The following is a 23,953-nucleotide window of genomic DNA, read 5'->3' as shown; positions in this document are numbered from 1 at the left end:
AATTACATATGTTTAGACCAAGAAGCGCCACGCTCTTTTTGATAAACCTCATAAGGTAAAGTTAAAATATTAAATTCCTTAGGTATATCCATACTAGGAAAAACTTTCCACTCTACAGGCATTTTTTGAGAAAAAAGCAAAGATAATTTTGATCCCAAAGAGCATGCTTCGTTAAAAGTAGTATGTCCTTTATGGATATACAAGTGCAAGTGATTGTTAGTTCTTGTTTTATAGGCAGTAAAATTTATAAAACCTTCTTCCCTTAAAACAAGCTGTGCTCTATGCCAAAAACGCTCTGCGTTAAAACCATTGTAATCAAATACAATATTTTCAACCTTATCAAAACTATTAATCAAAGAGTGTGCTACAATAATCTTTTTTTCCATATGTTCTTGTATAACATTAGCTGTCAAAGGAGCATTTACTTTTTCGAATTTATCAAAAAAAATTCTACCTTTATGCTCATATTTGTTAATTATAGCATTACGCTTAATATAATAATGGCTTGTAACCATTTTAATTAAAGCCAAATCCATAGTTGTAATCAAAATAAAGCCCTTTCATAAATAATAAAATTACTTGCCAAATTTTTCAGTTTAACTTTAATCTCTTCTTGTAGTTTTGTATTTTGTATATCATCTAAAATATCAGCTATATAATTTGCAACAATAGCAATTTGCTCCTCTTTAAAACCTCTTGCTGTTAAAGCTGCCGTTCCAAGTCTTAAACCACTCGTTACAAATGGACTTCTAGTTTCCCCTGGAACCGTATTTTTATTTGCTGTAATACCTGCTCTTTCTAAAGCTAAATCCGCATCTTTACCACTAAAATCTTTATTTAAAAAGCTTAATAAAATTAAATGATTATCAGTACCACCGCTAACTAAATCATATTTTCTATCTATTAGAACTTGAGCCAGGGTAGCAGTATTTTTAATGATTTGCTTAGCATAAATTTTCCACTCATCACTTAAGTTATATTTAAATCCAACAGCTTTGGCGGCAATTACATGCATTAATGGACCACCTTGAATACCCGGAAAAATTGCAGAATTGATTTTTTTGGCAATTTCTTCATCGTTACTCATAATAATCCCGCCTCTTGGACCTCTTAAAGTTTTATGTGTTGTAGAGCTTACAACATGAGCATAAGGAAACGGGCTAGGATGCTCACCTGCTACAACCAATCCTGCAATATGCGCAACATCAGCAAATAAATATGCGCCAACCTCATCTGCTATTTCTCTAAATTTAGCAAAATCAATCACTCTAGGATAAGCACTAGCACCACAAACAATAAGTTTTGGCTTAACTTCTTTTGCTATCTCTCTAACTTTATCATAATTAATTCTCCCATCAAGCTCTACCCCATAAAAAAAACTTTCATAAACTTTTCCAGAAGAACTTACTTTAGAACCGTGAGTTAAATGTCCTCCGTGACTTAAATCCATACCCAAAATTCTATCACCAGGATTTAACAATGCCATGTATACACCTTGATTTGCTTGAGAACCTGAATTAGGCTGTACATTGGCAAAATTACAATTAAAAAGTTTTTTACATCTTTCTATAGCAATTGTCTCAATTTCATCAACAAATTCGCATCCACCATAATATCTTTTACCAGGATAGCCTTCTGCATATTTATTTGTTAAAATACTCCCCATTACTTCCATTACTTCTGGTATAGTGAAATTCTCACTTGCTATCATTTCAAGACCATCGCATTGTCTTGCTAGCTCCTTTTGGGTTAAATCAAAAATTTCTTTATCAAAATTTTCCAACATTTACTCTCCTTTTACCTCATTTTTAAGTGGCCTCATAGCTGGGAAAAGCACTACATCACGAATTGATTTTTTATTAATTAAAAGCATAACTAGCCTATCTATTCCTATGCCTTGACCTGCAGTTGGTGCCATAGCATAGCCCAATGCATTAACAAAATCTTCATCCATTTCACATGCTTCCTCATCACCTGCATTTTTAGCTTCAATTTGCTTTAAGAATCTCTCATATTGATCTAGCGGATCATTAAGCTCATTAAATCCATTAGCAATCTCTCTACCCGCGATAAACAATTCAAATCTTTCAGCAATATCCTTATCCTTATCACTTCTTCTAGACAAAGGACTTATAGAAATAGGAAAATCTATTACAAAAGTGGGATTAATCAACTTATCTTCAACATAATTATCAAAAAGTTCAGCTTGCAAATGACCTAATTCCAATTTTTCATTGGCTTCAAAACCATCTTTTTTTAATTTTTCTAAAATTAATTCTTTATTATTAATAAGCTCATCATCTAAACCGCCATATTTTTTCAAAGCATCTTTATAAGTAATTCTTTCAAATGGTTTAGAAAAATCAATTATTTTTTCATCAAATTCGAGCTTTTTATCTAAATTTAATTTATCCAAAAGCATAGCAAAAAGCTCTTCTGTTAAATCCATTAAATCATGATAATTGTGATAAGCCCAATAAAACTCGATTGTAGTAAATTCAGGATTATGTGTTAAATCCATTCCTTCATTTCTAAAACATCTATTAATCTCATAAACTGCCTCAAAACCACCTACAATCAAACGCTTTAGATATAATTCTGGAGCAATTCTTAAAAATCTTTCCACGCCTAAAGCATTATGATAAGTCACAAAAGGCTTTGCATTTGCTCCTCCTGCAATAGGATGCATCATTGGTGTTTCAACCTCTAAAAATCCTTTATTATCAAAAAAAGATCTAATGTAAGAAACAATTTTAGAACGCAAAATAAAATCTTTTCTTACTTCACTATTCATGATCATATCAAGGTATCTTTTTCTATATCTTTGCTCAATGTCAGTAAGCCCATGATATTTTTCCGGTAAAGGCGCTATGGCTTTTGTAGCTATTTGAATTTGCTCAACATGAAGACTAAATTCTCCTGTTTTAGTCATAAAAGGAAAACCTTTAACCAAAACAATATCTCCTACTTCAAGATATTTTTTTAAAATAGCAAAGTATTCTTCCCCTAAAATATTTTGATTAAAATAAATTTGAATATTATCTTGCTCATCTTCTATATTGGCAAATACCGATTTACCAGCTATTCTAAGAAGTTTTAATCTTCCTGCTAACACTCCATATACTTTTTCATCACGCTGATTTTCCGTATCTTTAATGTATGCAAATTTATTTTTATATTCAACTATACTCATTTCTTTTTTCAAAAAATGTGGATATGGATTAATTCCTAGCTTTTTTAATTCTTGTGCTTTTTGAATTTTTTGTTGTTCTAAAATATTATCAAACATTAATTTTACCTTTATTTTTTACTACATTGCGGACATAACCCATAAAGTTGCATTAAATGCCCTGTTAATTTAAAATTATATTCTTTTGCTATTAACATTTGTTGCTGCTCAATAATAGAATTTTCAAATTCAACTATTTCTCCACAACTTTTACAAATTAAATGATCATGATGAGGTTTATTTGCAAGTTCAAATTTCTTCCCTGAAGCTCCAAAAGATATAGAAGTAGCCATGCCCGATTCTTCTAATAAATTTAAAGTTCTATAAACTGTAGCAATTCCTACATTTAATTCAGGATTTTTTTGCTTGATTTCCACATACAAACTTTCTGGGGTATAATGCATATCACTATTATATAAAGTTTTCAAAAGCACTTCTCTTTGTTTGGTATATTTTAAGCCATTATCCTTAAGTGTCTTCTTAAAGCGCTCAAGTAAAACATCATATTCTATATTTTCAATTTGCATTATTTACCTCCGAATTTAGACTTATATTAGAATCTTTAATTCTTTCTTCTATTTTTTCTAAACTATTTTGAGTAAAATCAGTATTCATTATAAATTCACCTGTTTTTCTAAGTAAATTTAAAGTATGACTATTGTTTGCATATTTTTCTAAACTTGAATTTAAAAATTCTATATTATTAATACAAGCAACTAAAATTGCAAAAATTAAAAATATTTTAGCACTTCCAAATAAAAATCCACCTATACGATCTATAAAACCAAGACCACTCATGCTAAACATTTTTGATAATATATTTCCCAAGGCCATACATGCTATCCATATCACGATTAACAAAACTAAAAAACCTGCAAAAATAGCAAGATTTTCATTTTCAATTGCATAAAAATTATTATTGATAATCTCTGCTACCTCTTTAGCATATCTTGAAGCAAGTAAAACCCCACCAACTATACCCAATAAACCAAAAATTTCTTTAAATAAGCCACTTACCAAGCCTTTTAAGCCTAAAATTACAGTCAAACCTAAAACAAAAACATCAAACCACGAAAAATTTTCCATCTACGCTAAACTCCAAATATTTTATTCAATTATTTTAGGGACTATAAAAAATCCATCTTGAGAATTTGGAGCATGCTTACTTATCGTATCTATCACATCAGATTTTTTACTCTCATCATTTCTCAATAAGGTTCCACCATTTGTTGTGCTAGTCATGGCTTCTATATCATCAAGTTTTAATTCATCTAATTTTTCTACAAAATTAACAATTTGACTTAATTGTTCTTCTAATTCTTGTCTTTTTTCATCTGCTATTTTTAGAGCACTTAGCTTTTCAAGTTTAGTTAATAATTTATCATCAATTTGCATCATTTACCTTAATTTTAATTTTATAAAACTCTTTGGTTTAGATTGAAAATTATAACATAAAATAATTTATTTTTTCATTTTTATATGTTACAATTATAGACTTTAAAATTACAAAATAACATTTTTTATATTAATAAAGGAAAAATATGGCTTTAAAAGAAAATTTGAAAGCAGTAAAAGAAGAATTAAGCTCTCAAGAGCAAATGATGGAAAATTTTATCAAATCAGAACGCTTTATAAGAAAATACAAATATTATTTTATTGCTCTTATTACTCTTTTAGTTCTTTATTTTAGTGGAAGTTATATTTATAATATAAAACAAGAAAAAAATATCCAAGAAAGTAATATCATTTTTAATAATCTGTTAAAAAATCCTTCAGATCAAAAATTAATTGAGGAATTAAAGCAAAAAAATGCAAATTTATACACCATATATATTATGGGTCAAAATAATCAAGATCTTAATCAAACCTTGAGTCTTAATATAGATCCTTTGTTAAAACAAATAGTGCTTGCCCAAAATAATCAAAAATCAGATTTTCTAAAAGATTATAATACTCTATTAATAGGTTTTGAATTTTTAAAACAAAATGATTTTAAAAACGCAGATGTTGAATTTAATAAAATACCTATAAATTCTCCTTTATGGCAAATCATCACAAGCTTAAAACACTATCAAGGAACAAAATGAAGCATTTTTATTTATTTATTATTACTTTAATATTTTTTAGTGCTTGTGGCACTAAAAGGGAATACTATCAACCAACACAATTAGAACAACTTCCTTATAATTCTAAAAATATTAATGGAAAAATAGTTAATTTTAACAACAACATTGCTCAGTTAAATAATAATACTTTCATAGACAATAAAGGAAATATTACTGCTTTAAAAATAGATAAAAACTATAATATTTTAAATATCCGTCAAGAAGAAATTCTTATAGCCGATAATGATGGGAATTTTAAAATTTTAAATTTACAAGGTGAAGAATTATTTTCTCATAAATTTAACGAAAGTGTAGTAAGTGCTAATGTAGACGGGGATGATATAGCTTTGATTTTAGCAAGTAATACTTTAGTGTATGCTAATAAAAATCTTGGTATAAGAATGCTACAAAATTTAGGCACTGCTTATGCTCAAGATAGTCGCTATGCTAATCCTTATTTTTTAAATACCATTATCATATACCCTATGCTTAATGGAAAATTAGCCATACTTAACAAAAGTACACTAAAAGTTAGTAAAGAAATTTTAGTAAGTAGTGAAGAATTTTTTAACAATATCATCTATCTTCATGTTAAAAACGATACAATGGTTGCCGCAACAGCACAAAAAATCATCGTTGTAACACCAAATAGAACTTTATACTTAAACGAAAACATTAAAGAGGTAAATATTAATGATAAAGAAATTTTTATATTAACAAAAGATGGAAGAGTTATCAAAAATGATTATAATCTTAGAAAAATTGATGAAATAAAATTTCAATTTGCTTTATTTTCCAAAAGCACATTATATAATGATTCTTTGTATATATTTGAAAAAACTGGCTATTTAATTAAATTAAATACAAATCTGAAAGATTTTACCGTATATAAATTAAATGAAGCTATTGATAAAAAAAGTTTTATGGCTAATGGTAAATTTTTCTATCACAATAAAGTTTTACAATTAAATTAAAATGAATCAAGAACTAAGCGATATTCTTATTAAACATGGAATTATTTTAAAAAATATTAATTCTTTGGATATCCATGCTTTTAGCAAAAAGAAAAAACTAATTTGCTTTTATGGAGAAAATACAAAAAAACAATATTGTTTATTTTTATTTTCTTTTGCAAAAAGTAAGATTTTAAAAAAAGATGGTTTAGAATTTGAAAATATTTTTCAAAACATAAGTCAAATTTTAAATTTAAAATTTAAAAATCATTTTATTTTTCATCAGTCTCTAATTTGCTCAAAAGCAAAAGAATATTTATTCACCAAAGGAATTCAAAGTTATGCTTTTGTGTGATATTGGTAATACAACTGCAAGTTTTTTAAATGAGCAAAAATTTCATTCTATGAGCATAGAACAATTTTTACAGTATGAGCCGACACAAAAAGTGTTTTACATCAATGTTAATCCAAATTTAGAGCAAAGATTAAAGCAAAATCCTTTATTTATTAACCTTGCTCCATATTTTAATTTTGATACTATTTATAAGAATTTAGGAGTTGATAGAATAGCAGCTTGCTATACCATAGAAGATGGGGTAGTAGTTGATGCTGGCTCTGCAATAACTGTGGATATTGTTTCAAATTCAATCCATCTTGGAGGATTTATCCTGCCTGGTATTGAAAGCTACAAAAAATCTTTTGCTAGTATTTCTTCTCGCTTAAAACACGAACTTAACACTCAAATAAACTTTGATGCCTTTCCCCAAAGAACTATTGATGCCTTAAGTTATGGAGTTTTTAAAAGTATATATTTACTTATAAAAGATAGTGCATATGATAAAAAGTTATATTTTACAGGTGGCGATGGGCAATTTCTTGCAAATTTTTTTGATTATGCAATTTATGATAAATTTTTGATTTTTAGAGGTATGAAAAAAGCTGTTTGTGAAAATTTTATACTTTAAAAGATTAACCATATCTTTGGCTTTTCAATTATAAGCTTTATTTAAACTCAAAACAACTATATTTTGATATTATTAGCAAAATCAAACATACACAAAAGGAATTGATGATAATGGATCGAAAACACTTTGATGCCGTGGTGATTGGCGGTGGGATTTCTGGTGCTGCAGCATTTTACGAATTAGCAAGATATACTGATATTAAAAGTATTGCATTATTAGAAAAATACAATAACGCTGCAACATTAAATAGTCACAGCACAAGTAATTCACAAACCATCCACTGCGGTGATATAGAAACTAACTATACCTTGGAAAAAGCAAAAAAAGTTAAAAAAACAGCAGATATGATTGTAAAATATGGGCTCTTGCAAAAAGCACAAAATAAATTCATGTATTCACACCAAAAACTTGCACTTGCAGTTGGGGAAAAAGAATGTGAATATATGAAAAATAGATATGAAGAATTTAAAGAATTATATCCTTATATTAAATTTTACACAAAAAATGAAATCAAACAAATAGAACCAAATGTTGTTTTAGGTGAAGATGGTGTCAATGATAGGGCGGATAATATAGTAGCTATGGGTGTAGAAGAAGGTGAAATTTATACCACAGTAGATTTTGGACTTATGAGTCAAAATCTCATAGAGCAAGCTTGCAAACAAGGTAAAGATACTCATGTTGCTTACAATCAAGAAGTTGTGTTTATAGAAAAAAAAGATGATATTTTTTATATAAAAACAAGAGATTTTAAAGAATATAGCGCGAAATCTATTATTGTCAATGCAGGCGCACACTCGTTATTTTTAGCACATAAAATGGGTATAGGTTTAGACAAATCTTGCTTTCCTGTTGCAGGAAGTTTTTACATGGCAAAAAGAAAAATTTTAAATGGTAAGGTTTATATGGTGCAAAATCCAAAACTCCCATTTGCTGCATTACATGGCGATCCTGATTTACTAGCTAACATGAACACCCGTTTTGGTCCTACTGCTTTAGTTATTCCTATGCTAGAAAGATACCATGGCTTTAAATCTTTACCTGAATTTTTTAAAACACTTAATCTTGATATGAATGTAATTAAAATTTGTTTTAATCTTTTTAAAGATTCTACTATTAGAAATTATATTCTTTATAATTATTTATTTGAAATTCCTTATATCAACAAAAAACTTTTTGTAAAAGATGCTAAAAAAATAGTTCCTAGTTTAAAAACAGATGATATTTACTATGCTAAAAATTTTGGAGGAGTGCGACCTCAAGTGCTTGATAAAAAAGCAGGAGAATTAATGCTTGGAGAGGCTAGCATCACTGAAATTCCGGGTATAATTTTTAATATGACACCAAGCCCAGGTGCTACGAGTTGTCTTGGTAATGGTTATAGAGATGCAAAACTTATTTGTCAATACTTGGGTGCTAATTTTAATGAAGATTTATTTACTAGCGAACTGCTATAAAAAGGATAGGAAATGTTAAAAAAAACAAAAATAGTCGCAACAATTGGGCCAGCAAGTGAAAATGAAACTACAATAAGACAAATGATTATTAATGGAGTGAATGTTTTTCGCTTAAATTTCTCACATGGAACTCATGAATATCATAGTCAAAATCTAGCCACCATTAGAAAAGTAGCAGCTGAACTTAATGCAAGGATTGGAATTTTACAAGATATTAGCGGGCCAAAAATTAGAACCTTAAAAATTCCAGAAGCTTTTGAGTTAAAAAGTGGAGATAGACTAGACTTCTACAAAGATACTTTTGAAGGCGAAAAACTTTCTAATGAACATTATAAAGTCTGTATTAATCATCCTGAAATTCTTTCTATGCTAAAAGTGGGAGAATACATCTATCTTTGTGATGGCTCTATTAAAACTAAAGTTATACAAGTTGAAAAAGATTTTATCCAAACCCAAGTAGAAAATAACGGGGTGCTTAGTTCAAATAAAGGAATTAATTTTCCAAATACAAAAATCAATATCGATGTTATAACTCAAAAAGATAAAGACGATCTTGCATGGGGCATTAAAAACGATGTTGATTTTTTAGCTATATCTTTTGTGCAAAATGCTCATGATATTGATGAAGTTAAAAAAATACTTGATGAAAATAATGCCAAAATTGCTATTTTTGCAAAAATAGAAAAATTTGATGCTGTTGAAAATATCGATGAAATTATAAATAGCAGCGATGGTATAATGGTAGCAAGAGGAGATTTAGGCATTGAAGTGCCTTATTATAGAGTGCCAAATATACAAAAACTCATCATTAAAAAAGCTAATGAAGCCAATAAACCTGTAATCACTGCCACTCAAATGCTTTTTTCGCTTGCAAAATCCAAAACTGCCACAAGAGCTGAAATTTCAGATGTTGCTAATGCTGTACTTGATGGCACTGATGCGGTTATGCTTAGCGAAGAAAGTGCAGTGGGGATTGATCCGGCAAATGCGGTTGATATTATGACTCAAACCATTATAGAAACAGAAAAAAACTATCCTTATGAAAAATTTGAAAATTTTAAATGTTTTAACGAAACTGATATCATTGCCAAATCAAGCACACAACTAGCTACTGATTTAAATGCAAATGCAATTTTTACCATTACAAGCAGTGGTGCTTCTGCGGTTAAAACAGCAAGGTATCGTCCAAAAATGGATATCATAGCTATTACTCATTCCAAAAAAGCTTTAAATTTTTTAAGTATAGTCTGGGGAGTTCAACCTGCTATATTGATAGAAAAACATGAAAATTTAACAGAGCTTTTAAGTAATTCTGTAAAACTTGGAGTTGAAAAAGGTCTTATGCAAAAAGATGGGGTTTATACCCTTACTGCAGGATTTCCAGTAGGTGTTGCAGGAAGTACAAATTTAATTAGAATTTTACAAAAAGATCAAATTGAATATTATTTAAGTTTGGGAAAATAACCCAAACTTAATATTCTTCTTCTATTAGATCACACAAGCAGTGTATGATTAAAATATGCATTTCTTGAATTCTAGCCGTATCATCGCTTGGAATGACTATATTATGCTCACATAATACATTCATCGTTCCACCACCTTTTCCACTAAGCCCTATACATTTAGTGCCAATTTCTTTGGCCTTTTCAAAAGCTTTGATCACATTTGGGCTTTTTCCACTAGTAGAAATTCCAATCAATACATCATTATTGCTAGCTAAAGCTTCAACTTGTCTTGAAAAAACAAATTCAAAACCATAGTCATTTCCTATAGCACTTAAAGCAGAAGTATCAGTGCTTAGAGCAATAGCAGCTAAAGCCTTTCTTTCTTTTTTATATCTTCCACTAAGTTCAGCTGCAAAATGTTGGCTATCTGCAGCGCTTCCACCATTTCCACAAATTAAAATTTTCCCACCACTTTTCAAGCACACTTTTAATTCTTGAGCAACTGCAACAATTTGCTCTTTTAAATTCAAACTTTGCTCTAAAGTTTTTTGATGTTGAATAAATTCCTTTTCAATTTTATTTATCATTTGCAATCCTATTAATTATATTAGTAGTACTAAATCCATCTTCAAAGTCAATTAATTCTACTTTTTTTACTAAATTTGAACCCACTAATTCTTTGCCTTTATAATCAGCTCCTTTAACTAGTACATCAGGCTTTAAAAACTCTATCAGTTCATAAGGAGTATCTTCATTAAAAATCACTACATAATCTACAAAATACATACTCGCAAGCATACATGCGCGTTGGAATTCTAAATTTATAGGTCTTGAGTTTCCTTTTAGTCTTTTTACACTTTCATCTGAATTTAAACCTACAACTAAGATATCTCCTAGTTTTTTAGCTTTTTCAAGGTATTTTATATGACCATAATGCATAATATCAAAACATCCATTGGTAAAAACTACTTTTTGATTTTGTATCAACTTCGCAAGCTCTTCTTTGCTTTTAATTTTATCTTCAAAAGAAGCTTTTTTTAGATTTTTAATCTCTTCTAAACTTACACTCACACTTCCTACTTTTGCTACCACAACAGCTGCTGCATCATTTGCTAACTCACATGCTTTTACGATATCAACTTTTAAGGCTAAAGCATAAGCAAGCATAGCTATAACACTATCTCCAGCTCCTGTTACATCATAAACTTCCAAAGCTTTTGCGGGAATAATATGTAATTTCTCATCAAAAAGTGCTATTCCTTCTTCGGATAAAGTTATAATAGAATAAGCTAAATTTAAATCATCTTTTAATTTTTTTAAAGCTTTTTCCAAATTATCAATTTTTTCTACACCTAAAGCTTGAATAGCTTCTTTTTTATTTGGAGTTAACAAGGTTGCATTTTGATATTTGCTAAAATCGCTTCCTTTTGGATCAATCAAAATAGGTAAATTTAAAGTATTTGCATGCTCTATCAAAACTTTTGTTACTTTTGAAGTTAAAACTCCTTTAGCATAATCACTCAAAATAATTGCATCATAATCTTTTGCGATTTTTTTATACTCTTGAATAATTTCATCTTCTAATTTAGTGTTAAAATCATTCTCATCATCAAATCTTAAAACTTGCTGAGAATGTGATAAAATCCTACTCTTAAGAGGAGTTTTTCTATCCTTTTCTACTAATAATTTTGCATTTAAATTCTCTTTTAAAAACCTCCCGCTCTCATCATCACCCACAAGTCCTAGAGCAAAAACCTCAGCGCCAAGACTTTTTAAATTTGCATACACATTACCAGCTCCACCTAGTCTTTTATCTTCTTTTTGTGATTTCATCACCATTACAGGAGCTTCTGGGGAAATTCTAGTACAATCACACCATATATAATGATCCACCATAAAATCCCCAACAACTAAAATTTTTGGCTTTTTAGAACTTAAAAAATCAAGCATTTACTTCCTTTTCATAAAGCCTTTTAATTTCATCTAAATAATCTTTTACTCCCTCTTCAAGACTAAATTTAGCTTTATATGAAAAACTCTCATCTAATTTTGCTTGAGTATGGAATTGATAAGCATTTTTGTAAGGATTAGGAATATACTCACAAGGATAATTAGTGTTTAATTCTTTTTGCAAAATATCTACTATATCTTGAAAAGTTCTTGCTTTACCTGTAGCTACATTATAAATTCCACTTTTTGCTTCTAAAGCTTGTAAATTTGCACTCACAACATCTTTAATATACACAAAATCACGATAAATTTGATCACTTCCTTCAAACAAACGCGGACTTTTACCCGCTAAAATTTGATGTCCAAATTGCAAAATCATAGAAGCAGTGCTATTTTTAAAAAATTCTCCCTTGCCATATACATTAAAATATCTAAGCCCAACTATATGCATTTTATCAAAATATTTTTTTGCTAATTTATCCATCATTAATTTTGAAAATGCATAAGGGTTTTTAGGGGCTTCACTTAAATTTACAGTTTGCGGGCTTGGAGCATCTCCATAAACTGAGGCTGAACTTGCATAGATTAGTTTTGCATTAAGCTCCAAAGCAAGTTCTATAAAATCTTTAAAAGTGTTTAAATTGGTCTTTAAAACTTTGTTTTGATCATAAACAGTTGTATCTGAAATTGCAGCCTTATGAAAGATCACATCAGGTTTAAAAGCTTTTATAACTTTTAAAGTTTTTTCATCATTAATATCGCCCACATAAAGCTCACCTTCAAAATCTAAAATATTCTTAAAATGACCAAAACTTTCTAAATTTCCATTTTCAAAAGTAGCACTTGATCGCATTTTATCCACAATCAAAACCTCATGTTTATCCTGAAGTTCTAGAGCAAGAGCAGAGCCTATAAAACCTGCTCCACCTGTTATCACAATTTTCATTTCCTATCCTTTAAATAATACAAAAGTTCTTTTAAATTTTTAAAGACCTTATAATTTTTACCATCATTATAATTTTCATTAATCAAAAATAGATTTTTTATACCAGCATTAATTCCAGCTTGCATGTCGCTTAAATTATCTCCTATAAAAAAAGATTGTGAAAAATCTATATTAAATTCTTTTTGTGCTTTTAAAAGCATGCCGGGTTTTGGCTTACGGCATTCACAATTTTCTAAATGAGGGCAGTGATAAATTTTTTCTATTTTAATGCCTTTTTTTAAAAATTCACCTAGCATATACGAGCTTAAAATTTCAAAATCTTTTTCATTATAATAAGCCCTTGCAATACCTGATTGATTAGTAGCTATAAAAATTAAAAAATTTTGCTTTTGAAAAAAATCACAAAGTTCAAAAATACCATCACAAAATTCAAAATCACTAATCTTATGAACATATTTTTTATCTATATTTATAATTCCATCTCTATCTAAAAATAACGCCTTTGTTTTCATAAAAAAAATTATAATGAATTTTTTTTAAGATTTTATAATTTATCAAGTAAAAAAGTTTTTTAAGCGACTTTAAATAAAAAAAGCATATAATTAAAAACATTTTATTTTCAATTTATATAGGAGTGATACAATGAAAAAGCTACTTGTTTTATCAGCTTTGGCATGTCTTAGTGTTTCAGCTTTTGCTGCGGATGGTGCTACACTTTATAAAAAATGTGCAGTATGTCATGGTGCTAAAGCAGATAAAGTTTATCTTAACAAAGTTCCTGCTTTAAATACTTTAACTGCAGCTGAAAGATTACAATACATGAAAGATTATGCAGCAGGTAAAAGAAATGCTTATGGCCAAGGTGCAATCATGAAGATTAACCTTAAAGGTTTAACAGAAGCAGATTTTAAAGCAATTGAGGAATACATCGAGAGTTTAAAAAAATAATTTGACAGCCTTTATGGCTGTTTTTCTTGATTTTTCTTTTCCAAAGCTTCTTTTTTTCTTTTTTCCAAAATTACTGCATCATTTAAAGCTTCTTCGCTATCATTTAAAATAGTAAATTTATAATCATCGTCAAATTGCTTATTTTTGATCCCCCAAAGTAAAGCACAAATTGCCAAAAATAAAGCAACCATAGAAACACCTATCATCATCATTAAAACACCATTCATTTTTTAATCCTTAAAGCATTTAAAATCACTATTATACTACTAAAAGACATCGATAAAGCTGCAATTAAAGGATTAATCAAACCAAAAAAAGCTAAAGGCATGCTCAAGGCATTATAAAATAAAGAAAAAGCTAAATTTTGTTTAATAATTTGATAAGTTTTTTTAGCTATTTGTATAGCCTTTTGCAAGCTTTTTAAGTCGTTTTTTAACAATATAATATCACTATTTTCCATAGCAAGCTCAGAACCTTCTTTTAAAGAAACTCCAACACCTGCATAAGAAAGTGCTAAAGCATCATTTACTCCATCTCCTACCATTAAAACTTTACCTATTTGATTTAACCTAGCTATTGTTTGCATCTTATCTTCTGGCATACATGAAGCTTTGAAATTATTTATTTTTAATTTTTCAGCCACCTTACTTACAGCATTTAAATTATCGCCACTTAATATATAAATTTGCATTTTACATTCTTTCATAAATTCAATCAACTCTTCAGAGCTTTCTCTCATACTATCTTCTAATTCAAAAACTGCTAATATAGTTTTATTTTTAGCAAATATAAAATGCGTAGTTTGAAATTCTTGCACTTGTATATGATTTTCTTTAAAAAATTTCTCATTCCCTCCCAAAAATTCATCTTTGCCTAAAAAGGCTTTATAGCCTCTTGCTTGAAAATTTTGAACTTTTTCAAATTCTATTCTACTATCTATTTTTCTATCTAAAAATTTTAAAATACTTTTAGCCACTGGGTGGTTAGTTAAATGTAAGAAATTTAATAATTCATTTTTATCCAACCTTTCATCTAAAAAGCTTTTTTTAACTTCTAAACTAGCCTTTGTTAAAACCCCTGTTTTATCAAATACAGTCACATTGCACTTACTCAAATCTTCCACAACACCTGCTTCTTTAAATAAAATTTTTTCCTTCAAACCAGCACTAATTGCTACTAAAGAACTCACCGGCGTAGCTAAAGCCAAAGCGCATGGACAAGCTATGATTAGTACAGAAACCATGCGTATCATGGCTTCTTCAAAACCTAAATTTAGTACAAAAAAAGTAAAAACAAAGCACAACAAAGCACAAATTAAAATAATAGGCGAAAAATACTTACTCACCTGTTGTACCATTTTTTCTATTTTGGCTTTTTTTGAACTGGAGTTTTCAAGTAAATTAATAATCCTAGCTAATTTAGAATCCTTATAAAGTGTGTTTGCTTTATATAAAGCATTCCCGCTTAAAACTAAAGAAGCAGAATAAATCATATCATCTTTTTGCACATCAAGTGGTAAGCTCTCTCCGTTTAAACTAGACATATCTAAACTAATATTACCGCTAATACACACTCCATCTATTAAAACCCTATCGCCTTCTTTTAACTCTATAATATCTCCTATTTGCACCTCTTCTACATCAATATTTTCTATTTTATCATTTTTTAATACCCTTACTTCATTACCTAAAAATGATCTCAAATGATCGAGCGTATCAAGGGCTTTTTTCTTACTTAAAAGCTCTAAATACTTTCCTATAAAAACAAAACAAATAATCATCGCCACAGAGTCAAAATATACCTGTGAAGCTCTTGAAAACATTGCCCACACTGAATATATATAAGCTAAACTTGCTCCACTAATTACTAGAGTATCCATATTAACATTTTTAAATTTCAAAGCATAATAGGCATTTTTATAAAAAATCGAGCCTGTGTAAAAAAGTACAGGAGTACAAAGTAAAAATTCAGCAAAATGTAAAATATCTTTAATATCAGCTTCCATACCACTAAAAAACCCAGCATATTTAGCTACAGATATCCACATGATATTCATTACGCAAGCTATAGCAACTATTAATTTCGCATAAAAATCTCTTTTGGTTTGAGTTGCTCTTTGTTCATTTTTTGTAGGTAAATACACACTAGCTTTATAGCCTATGCTTTCTATATTTTGGATAATTTTTACTAGATTAATACTTTTTTCATCAAAAACAATTCTAGCTTTATGGGTAATAGAATTAATATCAACTTCTATCACTCCTTCGCTTTTAATGAGAATTTTTTCATTAAGCCAAACACAGGCCGCACAATGAATTTCTTCTATCAGTAAAAAAACCTCACTAAAGCCTTCTTTTGTTTTTTGTATGTATTTTTCATAGTCTTTAATACTATATTCTATTGTTATTGGGGTTAAAGTTTGATTACCAAGTTTTTCATAAAATTCCTCCAAATTATTCTCTTGTAAAATTTCATATACACTTTCACAGCCTTTACAACAAAAATAATTTCCATTTTTTTCTATCATTTGTTCTTGTTTAAAGCTTAATTGGCAATGCTTACATCTCATTTTATACTTTCTTTATAAGTTTTTACAATATTTTATCATTTTTTCAAACTTTCAATTTTAAAAATTATTTACAAAGCTATATTATAATTTCCAAAATTTGACAAAAAAGTATTTTTTTTAATAAAATCTTTTTTGAATAAACTAAAACAAAAACTACATTTTCTACATTTTATGAGGATATATGGAAAATACAAAAGAAAAGAAACAACACCAAAGAACACACATTCCTGTTGAAGGTTATAAAATAGAAGATTTAAAGTTGCTTGATTTAGAAAGCTTAGTAAAAATAGCAAATGAAGCAGAAATAGAAAATCCAAGAGAATTTAGAAGACAAGATCTTATTTTTGAAATTCTAAAAGCACAAACCAAAAAAGGTGGCTTTATACTCTTTACAGGAATTTTAGAAATTTCGCCTGAAGGTTATGGATTCTTACGTGGAATGGACTCAAATTTAAGCGATAGTGTAAATGATGCTTATGTATCAAACTCACAAATTCGCAAATTTGCTCTGCGTGTAGGAGATATAGTTACTGGTCAAGTTAGAGAGCCAAAAGATCAAGAAAAATACTATGCTTTATTAAAAATTGAAGCAATCAACTATCTTCCATTAAAAGAAGCTAGAGAAAGACCTTTATTTGACAATCTTACTCCAATTTTTCCAACTGAAAAAATCAAATTAGAATATGATCCTTTAAAATTAACAGGCAGAATGCTTGATCTGTTTGCCCCTATAGGAAAAGGTCAAAGAAGCTTAATAGTAGCACCTCCAAGAACTGGTAAAACTGAGTTAATGAAAGAACTAGCTACCGCTATTGCTAAAAATCATCCGGAGGCTCATTTGATTGTACTTTTAGTAGATGAGCGTCCTGAAGAAGTTACAGATATGCAAAGATGTGTTAAAGGCGAGGTTTTTAGCTCTACTTTTGACTTACCTGCCTATAATCATGTTAGAGTGGCTGAACTTGTTATAGAAAAAGCAAAAAGGATGGTAGAAACAGGTAAAGATGTCATTATATTACTTGATTCTATTACAAGATTAGCAAGAGCTTATAATACTGCCACACCAAGCAGTGGTAAAGTTTTAAGTGGCGGGGTTGATGCAAATGCCTTGCATAAGCCAAAGCGCTTTTTTGGTGCAGCTAGAAATATAGAACATGGTGGCTCATTAACCATCATAGCAACTGCTTTGATAGAAACAGGCTCAAGAATGGATGAAGTGATTTTTGAAGAATTTAAAGGAACAGGAAATAGCGAAATCGTTCTTGATAGAAATATTTCAGACAGAAGAATTTACCCTGCAATTAACATCATAAAATCAGGCACTAGAAAAGAAGAATTACTCCAAGGTGTTGAAAAACTTCAAAAAATTTGGGCAATTAGATCAGCTATTTCACAAATGGATGATATAGAAGCTTTAAAATTCTTATACTCTAAAATGCTAAAAACCAAAAGCAATGAAGAGTTGTTATCCATCATGAATGAGTAGTAATGCTCCAAGCTCTTGCTGTTAAATACAGACCAAAAAATTTCAATGAGCTTGTAGGGCAAAATACTGTTTCTACAAGCTTAAAATATGCTCTTGAAAATAATCGCTTAGCACATGCTTATTTATTTTCAGGATTACGCGGAAGTGGAAAAACTTCAAGTGCAAGAATTTTTTCAAGAGCCCTAGTATGTGAAAAAGGACCAAATGCTAACCCTTGTGGAGAATGTTCTCAATGCTTATCTTCACTCAGTGGCTCTAATATAGACATTATAGAAATGGATGCTGCAAGCCATAGAAGCTTAGAAGACATTCAAGAGCTTATCGAGCAAGTTAAATACGCTCCATCTTTAGCTAGGTTTAAAATTTTTATTATCGATGAAGTGCATATGCTTACCCCACAAGCAGCAAATGCCTTGCTTAAAACCTTGGAAGAACCACCAAGCTATGTAAAATTTATACTAGCAACAACTGACCCTTTGAAACTTCCTGCTACGGTTCTTTCAAGAACGCAGCATTTTAGATTTAAGCAAATTTCTATTCACGATATCTTAAATCATCTTGAGTGGATTTTAGAAAAAGAAAATATCAATTATGAAAAAGAAGCTTTAAAACTCATAGCAAGAAGTGGAAACGGATCTTTAAGAGATACTCTAACTTTATTAGATCAAGCCATAGTATATTGTCAAAATCATATACAAACACAAAAAATTACTGCGATGCTAGGCTTTTTAGATCCATCTAAAATTGAAGAATTTTATCAAGCCATTTTAGCTAGCGATAAAGATAAAGTTCTTGAGTTTTTAAAAGAATTTGAAGATTACGAGGCAAGCAATGTCATCGATGAGATGATATTTTTTTTAAAAGAAGCATTTTTTGCTAAAAACAATCTTTTTTCTATGTTAATTTACGAAAGATTTTTTAGAATTCTTTCGCGTGCTAAGACTATGTTAAATTCTAGCGATGATGATAGTTTTGTACTTTGTGTTATGGCTTTCATGCTTATAGAAGCAACTTATCTAAAAAGTATTGATGAGGCTATTTACAGTAAAAGCCCAAAACAAGATAACACACCAAGCCCAAAACAACAAGAAATTCTTTCTACACAAACAATTAAAGAAGAAGAACTTAATCCTTATGAAAGTTTGTTAAAAGCTATTTACAAAAGAGATTATGATTTAGCTGAAGTTTTCAAAAAAACTACGCAGTTTATTTCTTTTGAAGATGATATTTTAAGTATTAGCTCACATGCTAAAGATGATGATAGAAAAACCCTAAACAATGGCTTTAAATTAATCAAAGTCTTGCTTCATGAGCTTTTTGGAGAAAAAACACAAATTAAAATTCAAAAAATAGAAACTATAGATACCCAAAAATTACAAGATATATTCAAAACTCCTATAAAACAAGAAATAAAAAGTACTCCGAATTTAAATGAACATTTTGAAAATTTTAAAAAAGATGCTAAAAAATACGATCCTAAAGAAGAAACCAAAGAAGCTCTCAATAAGCTCTTTGGCTCCCCAACTATACAAAATTAAAAACTGCCGTTGATTGAAATATAAATTCTTCTTCCTTCTTCTATGCGATTATAAGTATTTACCCAAGTATCTTCACCTTTGTTTTTATAAGACTCCCAATCATTTGTAAAACTTTTATCAAAAAGATTATAAATTGCCGCATTAATATTCCATTTTTTATTGATATCATAACGCACACCCATAGAAGCTAAAAAGACATCTTGATAATACTCTCTATTAATATTTGTATCACCCATATAACGATCTATTTGCCATTCGCCTTTTATCCATGGAGTGAATTTGCTAAAGATATTATAACTTGCTTTTAGCATGATGTTGTGTTTTAAACTATCAATCTCTGGCTTTCCTATCACAGCCTTATCTTGTGCATCTTTTACTTCACTATCAAGATAAGTATAAGCTAAATCTAGATTTAAATGTTCTATAGGGGTAATCCCTGCTCCAAGCTCTATACCCTTATATTCAACCTTGCCATGATTAATCGCTTGATAACATGTATCAGCTTCACATTTTCCAATACCCAAAATCATACTATCTTTACTAAATTTTTGACTAGAAATTTTATCTTTAAAATTTGTTAAAAAGCCAGTTGCTGAAATATAAAACAAATCATTATTATAAACAGCGGCTAATTCATAATTAAGCGATGTTTCTTCTTTTAAATTCGGATTTCCATACATAGGATATTTACCTTGTCCACTATAATTATAAGCACCAGCTATCAATCTATTAGCATATGGGGTTCTAAAGCCTGTTGAAACACCGCCTTTTAAAGTAAGCTCACTAGTAGGATTATAAACTAAATAAGCTCTTGGTGAAATATTATTTCCAAAAATTTCATGATAATTATATCTTGCTCCAAAAGTAAATCTTAAATCATCTCTTATACTATATTCATCTTCTGCAAAAAAAGCTAATAAATATTGATCAAAATTAGTAGGATTAGCAATTTTATCTTGCATTTTCTCAAGTCTATACTCACCACCCACGCTTAAAATATGACTTTGACCTAAAGGAATAACTGATTTTGTATCTACAATAATATCTTCAGCAACTATATCTCTATTTTGCCCTAAAAATGGCTGATTTGCTTGGCCAACTACCTCACGCCCATCGTTACTTACACGGTTATACTGCAAGGTAGAAGTAATTAAAAAATCATCATATACTCCCTCATGACTTAAATAAGTTACCAACTTATCTACTTGCATGGTATCTGTATAACCACCTGTTAAAGAGCCATCATTTTTATCTGTTGGTTTTGTTAATGTACCGAGTTGGCCTTTTTTATTATCATAATGATTTCTTGAAAAATCAATATCAAATATCAAAGTATTATAATCATCTATTAAGTAATTTAATCTAGTTCCTAAATTAAAATTACTTGCTTTTGTAGGACTTTGTGCTTGATCACCTTGCACTCTTTGACCACTCCCATTACTAAATTCAACATTAGATTGCTCTCTATAAAATTCTCTAAAACGCAAAGTAAGTCCCAAACGATCATTCATCAATGGGCCACTTGAATATATACTTGTACCATAAGTATTACCCCATTCTTTATGTGCATTAAAAATACTATCCAAACTAAATGATGTTTCCCACTCGTTACTTACTTGTTTTGTGATGATATTTACAACACCACCCAAAGCTTCAGAACCATATAAAGTGCTCATTGGCCCTTTTATTACTTCTATTCTTTCTATACTAGAAATTGGTGGTAAGAATGAATTTGAAATTTCATTAAAACCATTAGGTCCTACTTCTCCACCTATCCCTTGTCGCCGTCCATCGATTAAAATTAAAGTGTATCCTGTAATACCTCTCATGGTGATATTATAAGATCCAGTTTTTCCCTTACTAGCAAATAAATCTACACCAGGAATATCAGCAATAGCTTCGGCAACATCCCTATAAGGCTTACTTTCTAAATCTTTTTTACCAATCACATTTATAGTAGCAGGGGCTTCTTTGATATCTTGAGAAAAACCCGAAGCACTTACTATGGAGCTATCTAATAAAACTTCTTGTGATAAAGCATTGCAGATCAAAAAACTAGCGACACAAAATGATAAACAATGTTTTTTCATTATTTCCTTTCATGATAAATAAAATTTTCAAAACTGGAATATTATGATAATAATTATTAATTTAAAATAAATTTATTGTATCAATTATGATAATTGTTATTAATAAAAAATTTAATTTTTAGTAATATAATCACAAAAATTTTTAAAGCGAGGATGTATGGAATTTTTAAAAACTTATATTGACTTAATTATATTTATTGTTTTAGGGTTAATGGCATTTATTGCTATATGGTGCACTATAGAACGCATCTTATTTTTTAGAAAAATTAAACTAAATGATTATCAATGCCAAGAAAAATTTGATGATGCAATTAGTGAAAATATCACCATGCTTTATATTATTTACACTAACGCTCCTTATGTAGGACTTTTAGGAACTGTAGTAGGGATTATGATTACATTTTACGACATGGGAGCAAGTGGAAATATTGATGTAAAATCTATTGTTATTGGCTTATCGCTGGCTTTAAAGGCTACTGCTTTGGGAATTTTAGTTGCCATCCCTTCTTTGATGGCTTATAATGGATTGCTTAGAAAAATATCAACTTTGAGTAATGCATATCGTATTTTTAAGGATAAAAATGCTTAAATTACCAAAAAATGAAAGTTTAAATATTATTCCTTTTATAGATATAATGCTTGTTTTACTAGCCATTGTTTTAAGTATATCCACTTTTATCGCACATGGTGAAATCAAAATCAATCTACCTCAAAGTGAAAATTCAAATTCCATAAGTGAAAATAAAGACAAAATAAGCATCTTAATCGATAAAGAAAATAAATTTTATATCGATGGAAAAACAGTTTCCATAGAAGAAATAAAAGAAAAATTTGACACTATAAATTCTAAAACCTTAGTAGAGTTAAAAAGCGATAAAGAGGCAAAATTTGAAAGCTTTGTAAAAATTATTGATATTTTAAAAAATAAAAATCATGAAAATTTTCAAATTTTAACAGAGCAAAAAAGATGAAGACTTTTATAAGTAATCATAAAAATCAATCATTTTTCATTACTTTATTTATCTTTTTACCTTTACTTTTTGTTTTTCTTTATACTAAGAATTTTTTACATATACAACATAACACTACAAAGGAAGAAAAATTTAATATAGCTATAAAACAATTTTTACAAGATTCTCCTAAAGTAAAAAATGAACAATCTAAACAAGAAAAAATAAAAAAAATAGAACAAGTAAAAGAAAAACCTATCGTTCAACCTAAAAAAATAAATACTTCAACCGATACTAAAGCAACAAATCGATTAAAAGAGGAAATAAAATCTCAAAAAATAACATCTCAAGAAAAAAACATCCTGATAAATTCTCAAGAAAGTATATCTTTAACTAATAACAATGAACTTTTAAAAGAAGTTAAGCAAGCTATAAATAAAGCTTTAATTTATCCTAGGCAAGCTCGAAAAATGCGGATGAGTGGTGAAATTTTAGTAGAATTCACATGGACTAAGGATAAAAACTTATTAAACTTAAAAATATTAAAACCATCAAAATATAAACTATTAAATGATAGTGCCTTAGAAACTATACGCATAGCATCTAAGAATTTTCCACAATATGAAAAAACTTTTCATATAAGAATACCTTTAATATACAAAATAAACTAAGCAATTTTACTTAGTTTATCTTGATTAAATTATGTCCTTTATAGATCCCATAAATTTTATAATCTCCATTTTTAAGCATCAAAACTACAGGATATTCTTCTTCATAACCTTGTTCCATTCCAGGACTTCCTTGAGGCATACCAGGAGCAGAAATACCTATAACATCCTCAGGTTTATTTTCCAAAAGCCAAGCAACTGCATCTTCAGGAACATGCCCTTCTATAGCATAGTCATCAATCACGCCAGTATGACAGCTTTGATACATAGGCTGAATATTCATTTTTTCTTTTATTTTTAAAAAATCTTCACTTTTGTGTATTTGTACTTTATAGCCTTTATCTTTCATATAATTAGCCCAAAGATCGCAACATCCACAAGTGGGACTTTCGTAAATATTTAATATTTTTTCATTAGCCAATAAGCTTGTAAAACTAAGCGTTAAAGTTAAAAATAATTTTTTCATATATCCTCCAAAAATAAAAAAGATACAATACATTATAAAAATTAATATTTTATATCAAAAACCAAAAATATCAACTATGGCTAATTAAAAATATTAAATTAAAGTATTACTACTAAATAAAATTTCTAAATAACTTTTCTGATTTTCTACCACTTAATAAATGCTAAAACCTTCTTTTTATTTTGTAA

At 28.9% G+C, this 23,953-nt stretch carries 26 protein-coding genes; 12 read left to right on the top strand and 14 right to left on the bottom strand.

What is annotated here, in order from left to right:
- Nucleotides 1–2: 2 nt before the first annotated feature.
- From L8U37_RS07055 to gatC, 6 genes are read right to left on the bottom strand one after another with little or no spacing between them, the layout of a single operon-like run.
- On the bottom strand, nt 3–548 hold the full coding sequence (locus tag L8U37_RS07055; RefSeq protein ID WP_133319866.1) for a DUF1882 domain-containing protein: 546 nt from the start codon (nt 546–548) through the stop codon (nt 3–5).
- Nucleotides 545–1,786 carry a serine hydroxymethyltransferase gene (locus L8U37_RS07050; RefSeq protein ID WP_133319865.1) on the bottom strand — a complete coding sequence of 414 codons (1,242 nt, stop codon included), beginning with the start codon at nt 1,784–1,786 and terminating at the stop codon, nt 545–547. Before L8U37_RS07050 ends, L8U37_RS07055 begins: the two co-directional genes overlap by 4 nt.
- Nucleotides 1,787–3,289 carry a lysine--tRNA ligase gene (lysS, locus tag L8U37_RS07045; RefSeq protein ID WP_263728907.1) on the bottom strand — a complete coding sequence of 501 codons (1,503 nt, stop codon included), beginning with the start codon at nt 3,287–3,289 and terminating at the stop codon, nt 1,787–1,789.
- 11 nt (nt 3,290–3,300) lie between these two features.
- A complete protein-coding gene (locus tag L8U37_RS07040; protein WP_043019516.1) occupies nt 3,301–3,756 on the bottom strand; it encodes a Fur family transcriptional regulator in 456 nt (151 codons plus the stop codon).
- On the bottom strand, nt 3,746–4,315 hold the full coding sequence (locus L8U37_RS07035) for a CvpA family protein (protein WP_133319863.1): 570 nt from the start codon (nt 4,313–4,315) through the stop codon (nt 3,746–3,748). Before L8U37_RS07035 ends, L8U37_RS07040 begins: the two co-directional genes overlap by 11 nt.
- A gap of 21 nt (nt 4,316–4,336) precedes the next feature.
- A complete protein-coding gene (gene gatC, locus L8U37_RS07030; protein WP_133319862.1) occupies nt 4,337–4,624 on the bottom strand; it encodes an Asp-tRNA(Asn)/Glu-tRNA(Gln) amidotransferase subunit GatC in 288 nt (95 codons plus the stop codon).
- Nucleotides 4,625–4,770: 146 nt separating this feature from the next.
- Between gatC and L8U37_RS07025 the strand changes: the two genes are divergently transcribed.
- From L8U37_RS07025 to pyk, 6 genes are all read left to right on the top strand, one after another.
- A complete protein-coding gene (locus L8U37_RS07025; RefSeq protein ID WP_263728906.1) occupies nt 4,771–5,316 on the top strand; it encodes a hypothetical protein in 546 nt (181 codons plus the stop codon).
- Nucleotides 5,313–6,308: a hypothetical protein gene (locus tag L8U37_RS07020; RefSeq protein WP_133319860.1), complete on the top strand. Its 996-nt coding sequence runs from the start codon at nt 5,313–5,315 to the stop codon at nt 6,306–6,308. The genes L8U37_RS07025 and L8U37_RS07020 overlap by 4 nt, the downstream gene beginning before the upstream one ends.
- Before the next feature lies 1 nt (nt 6,309).
- Complete coding sequence (locus L8U37_RS07015; RefSeq protein WP_220567165.1) at nt 6,310–6,642, top strand: hypothetical protein; 333 nt, start codon at nt 6,310–6,312, stop codon at nt 6,640–6,642.
- Nucleotides 6,629–7,252, top strand: coding sequence for a type III pantothenate kinase (locus tag L8U37_RS07010; protein ID WP_133319858.1), 624 nt, complete (start codon nt 6,629–6,631; stop codon nt 7,250–7,252). The genes L8U37_RS07015 and L8U37_RS07010 overlap by 14 nt, the downstream gene beginning before the upstream one ends.
- Before the next feature lie 110 nt (nt 7,253–7,362).
- Nucleotides 7,363–8,709, top strand: coding sequence for an FAD-dependent oxidoreductase (locus L8U37_RS07005; protein ID WP_263728905.1), 1,347 nt, complete (start codon nt 7,363–7,365; stop codon nt 8,707–8,709).
- 12 nt (nt 8,710–8,721) lie between these two features.
- Complete coding sequence (pyk, locus tag L8U37_RS07000) at nt 8,722–10,173, top strand: pyruvate kinase (protein WP_220567163.1); 1,452 nt, start codon at nt 8,722–8,724, stop codon at nt 10,171–10,173.
- 7 nt (nt 10,174–10,180) lie between these two features.
- Here pyk and gmhA read toward each other — a convergent pair whose 3' ends face one another.
- From gmhA to L8U37_RS06980, 4 genes are read right to left on the bottom strand one after another with little or no spacing between them, the layout of a single operon-like run.
- A complete protein-coding gene (gene gmhA, locus L8U37_RS06995; RefSeq protein ID WP_220567162.1) occupies nt 10,181–10,741 on the bottom strand; it encodes a D-sedoheptulose 7-phosphate isomerase in 561 nt (186 codons plus the stop codon).
- The gene (gene rfaE1 / locus L8U37_RS06990; protein WP_263728904.1) at nt 10,731–12,104 is read right to left on the bottom strand and encodes a D-glycero-beta-D-manno-heptose-7-phosphate kinase; all 1,374 of its coding nucleotides are present in this window, start codon (nt 12,102–12,104) and stop codon (nt 10,731–10,733) included. Before rfaE1 ends, gmhA begins: the two co-directional genes overlap by 11 nt.
- On the bottom strand, nt 12,097–13,050 hold the full coding sequence (gene rfaD, locus L8U37_RS06985; RefSeq protein WP_263728903.1) for an ADP-glyceromanno-heptose 6-epimerase: 954 nt from the start codon (nt 13,048–13,050) through the stop codon (nt 12,097–12,099). The genes rfaE1 and rfaD overlap by 8 nt, the downstream gene beginning before the upstream one ends.
- Nucleotides 13,047–13,571, bottom strand: coding sequence for a D-glycero-alpha-D-manno-heptose-1,7-bisphosphate 7-phosphatase (locus L8U37_RS06980; RefSeq protein ID WP_393921569.1), 525 nt, complete (start codon nt 13,569–13,571; stop codon nt 13,047–13,049). Before L8U37_RS06980 ends, rfaD begins: the two co-directional genes overlap by 4 nt.
- Nucleotides 13,572–13,692: 121 nt before the next feature.
- Here L8U37_RS06980 and L8U37_RS06975 point away from each other — a divergent pair, with 121 nt between their 5' ends.
- Nucleotides 13,693–13,998 (top strand): c-type cytochrome, encoded by a 306-nt coding sequence (locus L8U37_RS06975; RefSeq protein WP_133319851.1) that lies wholly within the window; start codon nt 13,693–13,695, stop codon nt 13,996–13,998.
- Between the two features lie 11 nt (nt 13,999–14,009).
- Here L8U37_RS06975 and L8U37_RS06970 read toward each other — a convergent pair whose 3' ends face one another.
- Nucleotides 14,010–14,225: a cbb3-type cytochrome oxidase assembly protein gene (locus L8U37_RS06970; RefSeq protein ID WP_220567158.1), complete on the bottom strand. Its 216-nt coding sequence runs from the start codon at nt 14,223–14,225 to the stop codon at nt 14,010–14,012.
- Nucleotides 14,222–16,567 carry a heavy metal translocating P-type ATPase gene (locus L8U37_RS06965; protein ID WP_263728901.1) on the bottom strand — a complete coding sequence of 782 codons (2,346 nt, stop codon included), beginning with the start codon at nt 16,565–16,567 and terminating at the stop codon, nt 14,222–14,224. The genes L8U37_RS06970 and L8U37_RS06965 overlap by 4 nt, the downstream gene beginning before the upstream one ends.
- A gap of 181 nt (nt 16,568–16,748) precedes the next feature.
- On the opposite strand from L8U37_RS06965, the gene rho reads away from it, so the two are divergent.
- Together rho and L8U37_RS06955 are read left to right on the top strand one after the other, a co-directional pair.
- Nucleotides 16,749–18,053, top strand: a complete 1,305-nt coding sequence (gene rho, locus L8U37_RS06960) for a transcription termination factor Rho (RefSeq protein WP_039617780.1) — start codon at nt 16,749–16,751, stop codon at nt 18,051–18,053.
- Nucleotides 18,054–18,055: 2 nt separating this feature from the next.
- Complete coding sequence (locus L8U37_RS06955; protein WP_263728900.1) at nt 18,056–19,591, top strand: DNA polymerase III subunit gamma/tau; 1,536 nt, start codon at nt 18,056–18,058, stop codon at nt 19,589–19,591.
- On the opposite strand, the gene L8U37_RS06950 is transcribed toward L8U37_RS06955, so the two are convergent.
- A complete protein-coding gene (locus L8U37_RS06950; RefSeq protein ID WP_263728899.1) occupies nt 19,588–21,681 on the bottom strand; it encodes a TonB-dependent receptor domain-containing protein in 2,094 nt (697 codons plus the stop codon). The genes L8U37_RS06955 and L8U37_RS06950 overlap by 4 nt on opposite strands.
- 157 nt (nt 21,682–21,838) lie before the next feature.
- Here L8U37_RS06950 and exbB point away from each other — a divergent pair, with 157 nt between their 5' ends.
- Genes exbB through L8U37_RS06935 form a run of 3 tightly spaced genes read left to right on the top strand, consistent with a single transcriptional unit; the run spans nt 21,839 to nt 23,302 of the window.
- Nucleotides 21,839–22,270 carry a TonB-system energizer ExbB gene (exbB, locus tag L8U37_RS06945; protein WP_133319846.1) on the top strand — a complete coding sequence of 144 codons (432 nt, stop codon included), beginning with the start codon at nt 21,839–21,841 and terminating at the stop codon, nt 22,268–22,270.
- Complete coding sequence (gene exbD / locus L8U37_RS06940; protein ID WP_220567154.1) at nt 22,263–22,652, top strand: TonB system transport protein ExbD; 390 nt, start codon at nt 22,263–22,265, stop codon at nt 22,650–22,652. Before exbB ends, exbD begins: the two co-directional genes overlap by 8 nt.
- Entirely contained in the window at nt 22,649–23,302 is a 654-nt protein-coding gene (locus L8U37_RS06935) for an energy transducer TonB (protein ID WP_263728898.1), read from the top strand. The genes exbD and L8U37_RS06935 overlap by 4 nt, the downstream gene beginning before the upstream one ends.
- Nucleotides 23,303–23,312: 10 nt before the next feature.
- Here the strand turns inward: L8U37_RS06935 and L8U37_RS06930 are convergent, their stop codons facing one another.
- Entirely contained in the window at nt 23,313–23,765 is a 453-nt protein-coding gene (locus L8U37_RS06930) for a DUF411 domain-containing protein (RefSeq protein WP_263728897.1), read from the bottom strand.
- Between the last annotated feature and the right edge of the window lie 188 nt (nt 23,766–23,953).

Source organism: Campylobacter sp. RKI_CA19_01122 (genome assembly GCF_025771325.1).
In the GTDB taxonomy this organism is placed as follows: Bacteria; Campylobacterota; Campylobacteria; order Campylobacterales; family Campylobacteraceae; genus Campylobacter_D; species Campylobacter_D lari_D.
This window is presented reverse-complemented; position numbering and strand designations above follow the sequence as displayed.